Origin of the sequence: Collinsella tanakaei YIT 12063 (genome assembly GCF_000225705.1) — a bacterium.
Classification (GTDB): domain Bacteria; phylum Actinomycetota; class Coriobacteriia; order Coriobacteriales; family Coriobacteriaceae; genus Collinsella; species Collinsella tanakaei.
Genome location: NZ_JH126467.1, coordinates 467,218 through 480,438, shown reverse-complemented (window position 1 = coordinate 480,438; position 13,221 = coordinate 467,218). Strand labels below are relative to the sequence as shown.

The 13,221-nt window shown below is 58.8% G+C and carries 14 protein-coding genes; all 14 read left to right on the top strand.

Annotated features, from left to right (window positions below):
* Positions 1 to 199: 199 nt before the first annotated feature.
* The 14 genes from alaS (at position 200) to HMPREF9452_RS02365 (ending at position 13,185) form a co-directional block, all read left to right on the top strand.
* The gene (gene alaS / locus HMPREF9452_RS02430; protein WP_009140516.1) at positions 200 to 2,854 is read left to right on the top strand and encodes an alanine--tRNA ligase; all 2,655 of its coding nucleotides are present in this window, start codon (positions 200 to 202) and stop codon (positions 2,852 to 2,854) included.
* Between the two features lie 5 nt (positions 2,855 to 2,859).
* Entirely contained in the window at positions 2,860 to 3,288 is a 429-nt protein-coding gene (gene ruvX, locus HMPREF9452_RS02425) for a Holliday junction resolvase RuvX (RefSeq protein WP_009140515.1), read from the top strand.
* A complete protein-coding gene (mltG, locus tag HMPREF9452_RS02420) occupies positions 3,281 to 4,555 on the top strand; it encodes an endolytic transglycosylase MltG (RefSeq protein WP_009140514.1) in 1,275 nt (424 codons plus the stop codon). The genes ruvX and mltG overlap by 8 nt, the downstream gene beginning before the upstream one ends.
* The gene (locus tag HMPREF9452_RS02415; RefSeq protein ID WP_009140513.1) at positions 4,552 to 5,070 is read left to right on the top strand and encodes a YqeG family HAD IIIA-type phosphatase; all 519 of its coding nucleotides are present in this window, start codon (positions 4,552 to 4,554) and stop codon (positions 5,068 to 5,070) included. Before mltG ends, HMPREF9452_RS02415 begins: the two co-directional genes overlap by 4 nt.
* Positions 5,067 to 5,600, top strand: coding sequence for a shikimate kinase (locus tag HMPREF9452_RS02410; protein ID WP_009140512.1), 534 nt, complete (start codon positions 5,067 to 5,069; stop codon positions 5,598 to 5,600). Before HMPREF9452_RS02415 ends, HMPREF9452_RS02410 begins: the two co-directional genes overlap by 4 nt.
* Positions 5,597 to 6,703, top strand: coding sequence for an iron-containing alcohol dehydrogenase (locus HMPREF9452_RS02405; RefSeq protein WP_009140511.1), 1,107 nt, complete (start codon positions 5,597 to 5,599; stop codon positions 6,701 to 6,703). Before HMPREF9452_RS02410 ends, HMPREF9452_RS02405 begins: the two co-directional genes overlap by 4 nt.
* 72 nt (positions 6,704 to 6,775) lie before the next feature.
* Entirely contained in the window at positions 6,776 to 7,906 is a 1,131-nt protein-coding gene (locus HMPREF9452_RS02400) for a M24 family metallopeptidase (RefSeq protein ID WP_009140510.1), read from the top strand.
* 111 nt (positions 7,907 to 8,017) lie between these two features.
* Complete coding sequence (efp, locus tag HMPREF9452_RS02395) at positions 8,018 to 8,581, top strand: elongation factor P (protein WP_009140509.1); 564 nt, start codon at positions 8,018 to 8,020, stop codon at positions 8,579 to 8,581.
* A gap of 45 nt (positions 8,582 to 8,626) precedes the next feature.
* The gene (locus HMPREF9452_RS02390) at positions 8,627 to 8,986 is read left to right on the top strand and encodes an Asp23/Gls24 family envelope stress response protein (protein WP_009140508.1); all 360 of its coding nucleotides are present in this window, start codon (positions 8,627 to 8,629) and stop codon (positions 8,984 to 8,986) included.
* A 3-nt stretch (positions 8,987 to 8,989) separates the two neighbouring features.
* Complete coding sequence (gene nusB / locus HMPREF9452_RS02385; RefSeq protein ID WP_009140507.1) at positions 8,990 to 9,598, top strand: transcription antitermination factor NusB; 609 nt, start codon at positions 8,990 to 8,992, stop codon at positions 9,596 to 9,598.
* Between the two features lie 2 nt (positions 9,599 to 9,600).
* Complete coding sequence (locus HMPREF9452_RS02380; RefSeq protein ID WP_009140506.1) at positions 9,601 to 9,891, top strand: exodeoxyribonuclease VII small subunit; 291 nt, start codon at positions 9,601 to 9,603, stop codon at positions 9,889 to 9,891.
* A 12-nt stretch (positions 9,892 to 9,903) separates the two neighbouring features.
* Positions 9,904 to 10,707 (top strand): TlyA family RNA methyltransferase, encoded by an 804-nt coding sequence (locus HMPREF9452_RS02375; protein WP_009140505.1) that lies wholly within the window; start codon positions 9,904 to 9,906, stop codon positions 10,705 to 10,707.
* Complete coding sequence (locus HMPREF9452_RS02370) at positions 10,704 to 11,564, top strand: NAD(+)/NADH kinase (protein ID WP_009140504.1); 861 nt, start codon at positions 10,704 to 10,706, stop codon at positions 11,562 to 11,564. The genes HMPREF9452_RS02375 and HMPREF9452_RS02370 overlap by 4 nt, the downstream gene beginning before the upstream one ends.
* Entirely contained in the window at positions 11,557 to 13,185 is a 1,629-nt protein-coding gene (locus tag HMPREF9452_RS02365; protein WP_009140503.1) for a DNA repair protein RecN, read from the top strand. Before HMPREF9452_RS02370 ends, HMPREF9452_RS02365 begins: the two co-directional genes overlap by 8 nt.
* Positions 13,186 to 13,221: the final 36 nt, after the last annotated feature.

The window sequence follows — 13,221 nt, the reverse complement described above, 5'->3', positions numbered from 1 at the left end:
GGCTTGGTGTCCACCTTCTCCATATTCCATATGATTGGTGCCTTGGTGCGCAACGTGTTGAGCGCGCGGACGGTATTGTTGCCGCCCGCGCGCTTGTTGTTATTCTCTGACCAGCTCGATTGGCTTGTGACGCGCAGCGTAACTATAGGTATACTTATCTAGTTTGAGAAATACTGCACTACCACAGGAGACGCATCTCATGACTGCTGATTATCCGACTATGACAACCGCCGAGATCCGCTCGGCGTACCTTTCCTTCTTTGAGGAGCGCGGCAACAAGCTGTACCCCAGCTCCTCGCTGGTCCCCGATGATCCCTCCCTGCTGCTCGCCAATGCTGGCATGAATCAGTTTAAGGAGTACTACCAGGGCAAGAAGACCATGAAGGAGATCGGTGCCTGCTCGTGCCAGAAGTGCGTGCGCACCAACGATATCGACATCATCGGCGCCGACGGCCGCCATGCTTCCTTCTTCGAGATGCTCGGCAACTTCGCCTTCGGCGGCGTCACCAAGCAGCAGGCATGCGCATGGGCCTACGAGCTCATCACCGAGGTCTTTAAGCTTCCCAAGGAGCGCCTGCATTTCACCGTCTTCACGGATGATGATGAGACTTATGGCGTGTGGCGCGAGCTTGGCGTTCCCGCCGACCACATCACGCGTCTGGGCGAGGACGACAACTTCTGGGCAGCCGGACCCACCGGCCCGTGCGGCCCGTGCTCCGAGATCTATTTCGATTTGGGTGAAGAGGTTGGCTGCGGTCGCCCGGATTGCGCCCCCGGCTGCGATTGCGACCGTTTCCTCGAGTTCTGGAACCTGGTCTTTACCCAGTTCGACCGCCAGGAGGACGGCTCCATGCCCGAGCTGCCCCATCGCAATCTGGATACCGGCATGGGCCTGGAGCGCATGGCTGCCATCATGCAGCATAAGAGCTCCTTCTTCGATGGCGACGTTATGCAGAGCCTCATCAAGCTGGGCGAAGACATCTCTGGCAAGACCTACGTGGACAACGACTATACCGGGGCTTCCCGCTCCTTGCGCATCATCGCCGACCACGCTCGTTCGGTCGACTTCTTGATTTCCGACGGAGTGCTTCCCGGTAACGAGGGTCGCGGCTACGTCCTGCGCCGCCTGCTCCGCCGCGCCGTCTTCCATGGTCGCCTGCTGGGTATCGAGGACGCGTTCCTGGGTCGCTTCATCGATACCGTCAACGATGTTATGGGAGAGGCATATCCCAACCTTATCGAGAACGCCGACCTGGTCAAGGGTATTGTGAACGCGGAGGAGGAGCGTTTCTCCACCACGCTCAACAACGGTCGCGTTTACCTTGACGAGCAGCTTGCTGCCCTGAGTGAGGGAGACGTGCTTCCCGGCAAGGCCGCGTTCATGCTCCATGACACGTTCGGTTTCCCCATCGACCTCACCGTCGAGATCGCGGAAGGCTCCGGCCATGCCGTAGACATCGAGGGCTTCAATGCCGAGATGGCCGAGCAGAAGGCCCGTGCCCGCGCCGCCGCCAAGGGCGATGCCTGGGGTTCTTTCAACGACGTGTGGACCGAGCTCTCTGACGAGCTTCCCGCTACCGAGTTCGTTGGCTATGACAACGAGAGCATCGAGGGCGCTCGCGTTCTCGCCATCGTGGTTGATGGCGAGCGCGTCTCCCAGGCTTCCAACGCGGAGAAGGTCCAGGTTGTTCTCGACCGCACCCCGTTCTACGCCGAGATGGGCGGCCAGATGGGCGATCGAGGCCTCATCGACACCGATAAGGCACAGCTGTTTGTAAACGCCACCGTCTCCAAGGGTGGCCTGTATGTGCACGAGGGCACCCTCAACGGCTCGCTCTCCGAGGGCGATGTTGTCTTTGCGGGCTACGATCTTGAGTGGCGCTCCCTGCTGCGTCGCAACCACACCGCGACCCATCTGCTCGATGCTGCCTTGAAGAGTGTCCTGGGTGATCACGTCAACCAGGCTGGCTCCTTGGTTGCCCATGATTACCTGCGTTTTGACTTTACCCACTTCGAGGCCCTGAGTTCCGAGCAGATATCTCAGATCGAGAGCCTGGTCAACGCTCAGATCTTCGCCGCCAAACCGGTCGTCACCCGCGTGATGGGCATCGAGGATGCTAAGGCCTCCGGCGCCGTCGCGCTGTTTGGTGAGAAGTACGGTGACGTGGTTCGCGTTGTGTCCGTGGGTGAAGAGGACCAGCCGTTCTCCCGCGAGCTCTGTGGAGGCACCCACGTTTCCAATACCGCCGAGATCGGCCTGTTCAAGATCGTTTCCGAGTCCTCGACCGGTTCGAACATCCGCCGTATCGAAGCCGTGACCAGTACCGGTGCCATTGAGTGGCTCGAGGGTCGCGCTCAGATCGCTCTCGATGCGTCCGCTGCGCTCAAGTGCCGCCTCGAAGAGGTTCCCGCCCGCATCGCCAACCTTCAGTCCGAGCTTCGCGAGGCGAAGCAGAAGCTGAAGGCCGCGCTCACCGGCGGTTCTTCCGATGCCATCTCCAGCGCTATCGAAAACGCTGTCGATTGCGGTTCCTACAAGCTCGTGATCGCTCAGCTCGAGGGCCTTGAGGCTGCCGACCTACGAAACGTATGGGATACCGTTCGCCAGAAGGGCGGATCCGCTGTTGCTTGCGTCATTGCGACCGTGACCTCTAAGGGTCAGCCTGCCCTTCTTGCCGCGGCTACCGATGAAGCCGTCGCGGCGGGTTTCAAGTCCGGCGACGTCATCAAGAAGATCGCCCCCATGGTTGGCGGCGGCGGCGGTGGCCGTCCGCAGATGGCCCAGGCAGGCGGTAAGGACGCTTCCGGTATTCCGGCCGCGCTCGAGGCCGCTCGCGAAATGGCGACCGCGTAACGAATATGGTTGTGCTCGCGCTTGATATCGGCGAGACCAGGATCGGCATCGCCGCTTCCGACCGCTCCGGTCGCGTGGCGATGCCCGTTAAGGTCATGAATGCGGACGAGGTCATCAACCTCGCTCGTCCCTTCCGCATGCTCCTTGAAGACTACGAGCCCGAGCTTTTGGTCTGCGGGCTCCCTCAAACCATGGCGGGAGAGGAGGGCCCTCAGGCGGAGCGCATCAAGGGCGTTGCTCAAAAGCTCTCCGATGCCACTGGATTGCCCATAGCATTTGCTGATGAGCGTTTAAGCTCGCGTGAGGCGAAGAGGATCTTGCGCGAGGAGGGTCTCAGCGAGCGGCAGATGCGCGGCAAAGTCGACATGATCGCCGCATCCCTGTTCCTTCAGGCTTGGCTTGATGGACACGATAGAAAGGAATCTCGTGGCTAACGACCGACGCGACATCCGAGGCGCTAACGGCGCCCAGCCTTCATCGCGCCCCGCGGGAAAGCGCTTTAAATCCGGGGCCCCCGTGGCATCTGGAGTCCAGCGTTCCGCTTCGTCCTCGCAGGCCCGTCGGTCAGCCGTGCGCCCCCAGCCCGTTCGCCCCGCTAGACATGATTCCGGTCGAGGCGCGGCTCGCCCCTCGCGATCTCCGTATAACTCGCCCCGACGCGGACCCTCGCCGCTTATCGTCGTTATCGCGATCGTTGCCGTTGTCGCTGCCGTTGCCGGCGTGCTTCTGTTCGTGGTTCCCACGGTATCCAACTTCATCTCGCCCTCTACCTCGTCTGTTCCTGATGGACAGGAGGTGCAGGTGACCATCCCCGAGGGTGCTTCCGGCGATGTGATAGCCAGTCGCTTGTCCGAGGCCCATATCATCGATGATCCCAAGAAGTACTACGCTGCCGTCGAGAAGCTCGACGCCGCCATGTCGCTCAAGCCCGGCGACTACGTTCTCTACACGGGTATGGATCCGGAGGACGTTGTTCGCCAGCTTGTAGAGGGGCCCAATGTCGAGGGCGTGAAGCTCGTCATCCAGGAGGGCCTCACGGTTCAGCAGACCGCTGCCAACGTCGAGGCCGCCTACGGTATTTCCGTGGACGAGTTCCTCGCCCAAGCGAAGGCGTCGAATTACGTTGCCGACTATCCGTTCCTCAAGGGCGCCTACAACGACTTGCTAGAGGGATACCTCTATCCCAAGACGTACTCGCTGGGAGACGCCCCCACTGCCGATGATATTATCCGCGCCCTCCTGAATCAATTTGTGGCCGAAACCGCCGATATCGATTATTCGGCGACCTACAACGGCCTTACGTTCCAGCAGATAATGTGCATGGCCTCCTTGATCGAGCGCGAGACCGCCGTGGAAGACGAGCGCCCCCTTGTGGCGAGCGTTATCTACAATCGCCTTGATGCCGACATGCCCCTGCAGATCGATGCCGCCATCGTCTACGCCCGCGGCGGCGGCAGCCAGGGTGTTACCTACTCCGACCTCGAGATCGACTCGCCCTACAACGTGTATAAGAACAAGGGCCTTACCCCTGGTCCCATCTGCTCGCCCAGCATCTCGTCCATTAAGGCCGCGATTGACCCTGCGGATACCGATTACCTGTATTATGTGGCATCTTCTGCTATGGATGGCACGCATAAGTTCAGCAGCGATTACGACCAGTTCCTCAAGGACCGTGAGGAGTACTCGGGGTCCGCGTCATGACGTTCCTCGCCCCTAAGCGATATGTGGCCTCGGTCGATTGCATCGATTTGGACGAGCTCTATCGATCCGGTAAGCGCGCGTTGCTGGTGGATCGAGACAACACGCTCGTTCCCCGCGACGCCGCCTGCGCCCCTCCCGAGGCTCGCGATTGGCTTGACCGGGCGCGCCGACTTGGTTTTCGCGTTTGTCTTGTGTCTAACAACTGGTACCGCAGCCAGGTCGAGGCTTCTGCCCGCGAGCTTGGTATAGACCATGTTATCTGGTGCGCTATGAAGCCGGCACCCTTTGCTTTGTGGGCGGGGCTGCATAAGCTCTCGGCAACGCGCTCGGAGTCCCTTCTTGTGGGCGATCAGCTCTATACGGATGTGTTCGCTTCGCGCTTGGCGGGCATTGATTCCATTTTGGTGAAACCGCAGACGCATGTTGATATGTGGTACACCTACGCGTTCCGCTTTTTCGAGCGTCGTGCGCTTCGCGACCTTCCATGCGAGGAAGGGGGCGATGGCCTACGATGACCAAGGTTGAGAAACGAGGGTGCGACCACGTCTTCTTTATCGGTTTTCTGGGCGCCGGCAAGTCGACCCTTGCCCGTAACCTCGGCGGTATGTTCAACCGTAGGTTCGTCGATACGGATCGCATGGTCGAGCGCAAGATGCGCATGAGCGTCACCAAGATCTTCGAGACGTTTGGCGAGAAGGAGTTCCGCGCGCTGGAAACTCGAGCGCTCGAATCGCTCTCGCGCGACAAGAGCCTTTTGGTATCCTGCGGCGGTGGGGTCATAGAGACTCCCGCCAATATCGAGATCATGCACCGCCTTGGATATTGCGTGTACCTTGACGGCGACATCGATGATTCCCTGCGGCAGATCCGCCGTAGCGACACCAGGCCGGATTTTCGCTCTGCCGAGCATGCGACAGCGCTTCTCGAGCACCGTCGTCCCCTTTATAAGCAGGCGGCCGATTTCACCGTCGATATCCGCGGCAGGTCTTTTACCGATGTGTCCTATTCCGTAGCCGAGCTTCTTTTGGAGTGTGGTCTTCTATGATTCGTCGTCAACTTATCAACTTCGGTTCGCGCAGTACCGACTTCCGCGTTGGCGAGGGCGTTGTCGAGCAGCTTGGTAAGATGGTTAAATGCCTGGTCGCTACCCCCAAGCGTGCCGTTATCGTTACAGAATCCTCCCTTGCGGAGAGCTACGGTCTAGAGGTCTCGCGCGCCTTGATCGATGCCGGTTTCACGGTGAGCGACCTGTCGCTTCCAACAGGGGAGAACGTGGCGACAATGGCCTATGCCGTCCAGCTATTCGATGCTCTCGACTCTTGCGACATCACGCGCGACGACGTAATCGTTGGCCTTGGCGGCATGGGCGTGTGCTCGCTGGTTAGCTTTTGCGCCCATGCTTGGTGCGGGGAGACCCCGTTCGCCCTGGTGCCCACCACGCTTGATGCGATGACCTCGTGTGCTACAAGCATGCGACCGCTGGATACCCGTTCCTCGTCTCAAATGATATCCGTCGAGCCGCGTGCCGCTTTGGTCGCTTGTGACCTCGACTTGGTGCCCCTGTGTCCGTATGACGAGCGCATGAACGGCTACGTGATGCTTTGCGCCTCGGCCTTTATCGACAGCAGGCGTCAGTGGGACCGTTTTGAGGAGCTGGTCGAGGGCGTCCTCGATAACGCCGAAGTTCCCATGGTAGATGCTCTCTGCATGGCTCAGACCGCCCGATCCTCCGTAATCAAGGCGGCCAATCCCTCAGCTCGCAACGCTTTGGAGTTCGGCGTCACCACCGCCCGCGCCCTTCGGTCGTGCCTCGGAGATTCGATTCCCGCCTATCACCTCCTCGCCGAGGGCATGCGCTTTGAAGCCAGGCTAGCGGTCGATGCGTTTGGCTTTGATATCGACGATGTCTTTTCACTGGATGACAGGCTCGATGACCTTGGGGTGGAGGAGCTTCCCTTCGAGCTTGAGTTCGATAGGTTCTTGACCGCTCTCAAGGAGACCCGCTTCAAGCGTTCGAATCGCTTCATGTTCTCGTTGCCCCGCCACGTTGGCACCGTTCGCTATGCCACGGTGGAGGACGATGTACTCGAGCGGCATGCTCGCGCCTACCTCGCTTCGCGCGCGGAGCTTATGGACGAGCCCGCCTAAGGACTACTCTAGCCTGCCGCGGTAGGGTTACTATCGTTATCGGTACGCACACGCATAGGAAGGACTACTTACATGTCTACAGAGATTTCTGGACCCGCAGCGCGCATCGCCCGCGTTCGCGAGATGATGGCTCAGCGCGGATATGATGCCGTGGTTGTTCGCGATGAGGCCAATCTGCGTTGGCTCACCGGCGCTATGGGCGTATTTGATTACACCTTCGAGTTCCCGCACGTTGCCTTTATCTCGCGCGACCGTTGCTTTCTGCACACTGATTCTCGTTATTTCAACTCTTTTGAGGAGAACCTTCCTGCGGGCAATCCCTGGGAGCTCGATATGGACCAGATCGCTATGCCTCGTTGGGTGGCCGATCGCGCCCTCGAAACAAAAAGCTCTGTCGTCGCAGTCGAGGACGACATGCAGATCTCTTTCTACTTTGGTATCCAGCGAGGTCTAGAGGACGTCTCTATCTGCGCCAGCCTTCCCCAGATGCATGGCGATATCCAGCGCATGCGCGCGGTCAAGGACGCCGAAGAGATCGAGTTGATGCGTCACGCCCAGTCGATTACCGACGCCGCCTTTGCCCACATGTGCGAGTTTATCCGTCCCGGCCTTACCGAGAAGCAGATTCGTACCGAGCTCGAGACGTTCATGTTCAACAACGGAGCGGACTCCCTTGCGTTCTCATCCATTGTGGCCTCTGGTCCCAACACGGCCAATCCTCACGCTATCCCAAGCGACCGCATGGTCGAGAAGGGCGACTTCGTCCTTATGGATTGTGGCGCGGGGTACCGCGACTATCGCAGCGATATGACCCGCACCGTCTGCGTCGGCCAGCCGTCTGAAAAGCAGTTCGAGCTCTACGCCCTGGTCCGTCGCACCCATGAGGAGTGCGCGGCGGCCATCCATGCGGGCGCTGATGGCCATGAGATCCACATGCTCTCGAAGAAGATCATCGGCGATGCGGGCTATGGCGACTATTATGGCCACGGCTTGGGGCATGGTGTGGGCATCGATATTCATGAGCTACCCAACCTTGGTCGCACCAGCAACGTGCTCGAGGAAGGCTCTGTGGTCACCGTTGAGCCCGGTGTCTACCTTCCCGGCGTTGGCGGCGTGCGCCTAGAGGACTACGGTATCGTGACCAAGGATGGCTTCGAGCCCTTCACCAAGTCCAGCCACGATCTGGTAGTCATCGACTGCTAAGTAGGTTTTCTGTAGCGCTCATAGCGTTATGGGTCGAAAGAGTATAATTAACTATCTGTATATGTATGTTTGGGTGGCGTCTATTTGACGTCGCATGAGGAAAGGTTTTCAATGGCAACCATCTCCACCGCCGACTTCAAGAACGGCATCGGCCTGCGCATTAAGGACAAGGTCTGCACTCTCGTCGAGTTCCAGCACGTCAAGCCCGGCAAGGGCGGCGCTTTTGTCCGCTACAAGACCAAGGACATCAAGACCGGTCGCGTAGTCGAGCAGACTTGCAACGCCGGCTCCAAGTTCGAGAGCGTCCAGCTGTTCACCAAGGAGATGCAGTATCTCTACAACGACGGCGCCGACTACATCTTCATGGACAACGAGACCTACGAGCAGGTTTCCGTTCCTGCCGACTTTGTGGGCGACAACTCCAAGTGGCTTCGCGAGAACGATACCTGCCAGCTGCTCTACGCCGAGGAGGAGCTCATGGGCGTGAACCCGCCGATGTTCATCATCGCCGAGGTCACCGAGACCGTTCCGGGCGCTAAGGGCGATACCGTCCAGGGCGCCTACAAGCCCGCGACCATCGATACCGGTGCCGTTGTTCAGGTCCCTATGTACCTCAACGAGGGCGAGAGCATCAAGATCGATACCCGCACCGGCGAGTTCGTTTCCCGCGCTTAGCCCCAAACCGTTACAGTCCGCATTTTCGTAGTAGGGGAGAAGACCATGACCGAAGAGATCAAGATTGCCGGTATAGGCATCGCACCCGAGGTCCTATCCGCCATCGTTTCTCGCGCTGTCGAGGAGGTCGAGGGTATCGCAACCGTTGGCGTGCGCGATATCGCCACCAACCTCGTTTCCATGCTGAGCTCCAAGAACGTTCCCGCGGGTCCCGCTGTCGAGTGCTCGGTAGTGGATGAGAAGCTCGCGATTACCGTTCACGTCACCGTGTTCTTCGGCTATCCCTTCAAGAAGCTCGCCGAGTCTATTCGCGAGGCTACCGCCAAGGCTATCGATGCACAGGTCGGCGTCGAAGTCGAGTCTGTGGACGTTTGCATCGACGGCCTCGTATTTCCCAAGGAGTAGCGCGTGAGCTTAAAGGTTGAACGCGGACGCACCCTCGCCCGTAGCCAGGCCCTGCAGATTCTGTTCCAGGCGGAGGCGCTCGATCTTTCGGTCGATACCGTTCTCGCCGGCGATTATCTGATTTCCAAGGGCCCGCTTGACGCCTATGCCGTCGAGTTGGCTCGTGGCTGCCACGACAATATCGATCGTATCGACTATGCGCTCAAGAGCGTTTCCATGAACTGGAGCCTCTATCGTATGCCCGGCACTGATCGCAACCTGCTTCGTCTTGCTGTATACGAGATGCGATTCCTTACCGGTGACGCCGCCATCGATGATGCGGTCATCATCAATGAGGCCGTCGAGATAGCTAAGGCTTATGGCACAGATGAGTCTTCTCGGTTTGTCAACGGTGTGTTGGGACGCATCTCCCGCATGGAGACGCTTCCCGAGCCTCCGGTCGAGCAGGGCGAGGGTCAGGTTGAGTCCGAGGACGAGGCGCAGGTCGATTCATCTGAGGGGGTATTCGATATCGAAGCCCATACGGAGTCCGACGTCGAGACGGAATCCGATGCCGATGTCGAGGAGTCGATTGACGCAGTCCTCGATTCCGATTACGTGGATGGCGAGTAGCCATGGCCGATACCACCATCAAGACGTTCGATGACATCACCGATCGCCTCGATGAGATCGTTGCCGCGGTTCGCTCTAAAGACACCTCTCTTGAGCGCAGCCTCGATTTATTCGACGAGGCTATCAAGCTCGGCAGTCGCGCCGTCGATATGGTGGACCAGTTCGACCTCTCTCCGCGCGAAGCCGATCTTCTCGATTCGGACCAACCCGTCAGCACCGCAGCGAGCGCTGAAGACGGCCAAGCGAAAGGTGTTACCGGCGAGGGTAGTCAATCCTCGTCCGCCAAAGCGTAGATTGGCAGCGATATGAAACGTGTCCGTCTTGATGACGAGCTGATTTCTCAGGGCATCTGCGATAATCGCGCGGATGCCCTGCGCACATTGATGGCAGGTCTAGTCTCTTCCGGCGGTGAACGCCTGACCTCGCCCGGTCTTAAGGTGCAGCCGGGAATCGAGCTTCATGTTAAGGGGCGTATTCCCTATGTTGGGCGCGGCGGCCTTAAACTCGCCGGTGCGCTCGATCATTTCAACGTTGATCCCAGCGGGCTTTCTTGCGTCGATGTTGGTTGCTCGACGGGTGGATTTACCGATTGCCTTCTCAAGCGCGGTGCCGCTCATGTGATCTCCGTCGACGTGGGTCGGGCCCAATTCGACTGGTCCTTGCGCCAGGATGAACGCGTTGTGCTTCTGGAGCGCACCAATATGGTTGATTTACCGTCGATGGGGTATGAATCTTGCTGCGACTTGGCCGTTTGCGATGTCTCCTTCACCAGCATCGCGACCGTTCTTCCTTCAGTGCTGTCTGTTCTTACGCCTTGCGGGCGTTTTCTTACCTTGGTAAAGCCGCAGTTTGAAGCACCTTCCCATTTGGTGGGCGAGGGTGGTATCGTAAGGGACCCTTCTGTTCATCAAGATGTTCTCGCATGGGCTATCCGCCTTTTTGCAGATTCTGGTTTGTATCCTGTTGATGTGTGCGCTTCTCCCATAACTGGCGCTAAGGGTAACAAGGAGTTTTTCCTGCTTGGCGATCGCAGCCTTTTTACCCGCGCCGATGATTTGGACCTTGCCAACCAAGTTGACATGCTCGTTAGAAAGACGGTGGAACTATGAAGGTCTTTCTTGTCCCCAACTATTACAAGACGGAAGCCGTTCAAAGCGGGCTTACCCTTGAGTTATGGCTGAACCGCCAGGGCTATGATGTAGCATGGGCGGCTGACCAGCGATCGAGCCTGAACGTGCCCGCAGATATCGAGGGCAGCGTTCTTGTCATCTCGCTTGGTGGCGACGGAACCTTGTTGCGCGCCGTTCGCATCGTTGGGGATCGGCAGATCCCCATCCTGGGTTTATCCTACGGTCATCTGGGCTTTCTCACCGCCGCGAGTCCGGAGGATGTCGATATCCTATCCGTGGTTACGGACGCGCTTGCGGGCGAGATGCACGTAAGCCGCCGCGCTATGTTGCGGGCCCGCGTGTATTCCATTCTTGAGGATGGTTCGGAGGCGGTTTTGGAGCACTTCGGCCTTAACGATATGGCGCTTGCCCGCGGTCCGCTTTCTGATATGGTGGAGTTTGATATGACCGTATCGGGACATCATATTGACAGGCTTCGTGGCGACGGCGTGGTTGTTTCTACTGCTACCGGTTCTACGGGATACGCGCTTTCTGCCGGCGGCCCCATTGTAAACCCTGACTTCCCCGGTTTAATCTGCGTTCCCATCGCGCCCCATACCATCCAGGCGCGCGCGTTCATGACGTCTCCTTCTGACGTGGTAGAGGTATCGATATCCAAAAATCGTCCCAGCATTCCCGCTATCGCGGTCGATGGTCAATTTCTGGCGCCCGAGGGCGAAATCGAGCGCGTCGAGGTGTCACGTGCTCCGTTTGATACGCTGCTGCTCGATTACGGTCCAGAGAGCTTCTACGCTTCCGTTTCCCGCGTGTTTTACGGAGTGAGGCGTCATGATTGATGAGATTCGCGTAGAGAACCTCGCCCTTATTCGAGAGGCGAGCCTTGTCCCTTGCAGCGGTCTTACCGTTTTGACCGGCGAGACCGGTGCCGGCAAGACCGCGCTGCTCTCCGCTTTGAAGCTTCTTATGGGAGAACGCGCAGATGCGTCGAGCGTGCGCGAGGGCGAGGCGGGCCTTGTAGTGGAAGGGCGTTTTTTCAAGGGCGCAGATGATCCCGAGGGTTTCGGTGTTGTCCGTAGCGTATCTGCCGATGGTCGTAGCCGCGTCAAAATCGATGGTTCCATCTCGAGCGTTCGCGAGCTCGCGACGCGCGTTGGCTCCATGATCGACCTATGCGGCCAGCATGAACATCAAAGCTTGCTCGATTCTGCCAACCATGTTCGCATGGTCGACTTATGGGCAGCAGATACTATTGCCCCCATATTGGACGATTACCGTGCGAAGCTCCACGTGGCGCGAGCCGCTGCCGCCGAGCTTGCCCGCGTTACCGAAGCTTCCCGTTCAAAGGGTGCGTTGCTAGACGAGGCACGCTTCACTGTCGAGCGTATTTCCGAGGTCAACCCCTGCTTTGGAGAATATGAGGAGCTAGAGGAGTCGCTTCCCCGAGCTGAGCACGCCGAGGCGCTTGCCAGCGCTGCCAATGATGCCCAGTCGCTGCTGTCTGAAGAGAACGCCGCGCTCGACTCGCTCAATGGCGCCATCGCAGAGCTGCAACGAATGGCGGGCGTTGATAAGAAACTTTCCGAGTTTGCAGATAGTTTAGCCGAAGCGTCGATTCTTATTGAGGATGCCGCTGCGGACCTTCGTCGATATCGCGATAGCTTTGACTTTGATCCTGAGGAGCTTGCACGCCAGCAAGACCGCTTTGCCCAGCTTAAAGGGCTGTTGCGACAGTACGGTCCCACTATGGACGATGTCTTTGCTCGTCTTGAGTCTTCAAAAGAGCTGCTGAGCCTGGTTGACGATGCTGAAGAGCGAGTAAAGCGTGCCCGGCTAGAGCTTGATGCGGCTGAGAGCGATCTTGTCCAAGCGGCTCGTGCATTGATGAAGGCGCGTTCGGTTGCCGGACCGCGGTTTTGTCGCGAGGTCGTAAGGCAGATGGCGCGCCTTGAGATGGGCGGAGCCGAAGTGCTGTGGGACGAGCGCGAGCTGCCTCGTGAGCGTTGGACCGACTCCGGATCTTCTATTTGCGAGCTTCTATATAGAAGCGGGTCGGGGCTCACCCCTCGTCCCCTTAAGCGCATCGCTTCCGGTGGCGAGCTGTCGCGCGTGTTGCTTTCGGCTAAAGTGGTAATGGGTTCTGCAGACCATGCGGGCACGCTTGTGTTTGACGAGGTCGATGCGGGCGTTGGCGGTGCAACCGCCCGTTCTCTCGCGACGGTCCTTGCAGATTTAGCCAAGACGCACCAGGTTATCGTTGTCACGCATTTGGCGCAGGTGGCCGTTGTTGCGGATGCACATTACGTTGTACGAAAGGCGGATACGGGCAGCGGTATTCCCGAAACATCGCTTGTTCCCGTTGAGGGGGATGAGCGCGTGGCTGAGATTGCCCGTATGCTATCAGGCGATAGCTCGCCTGAATCCCTCGCCCATGCGCGCGCGATGCTTGAATCTTTGTAGGAAAATGCCCCGTACGACTTTTTCTGGTCGCGCGGG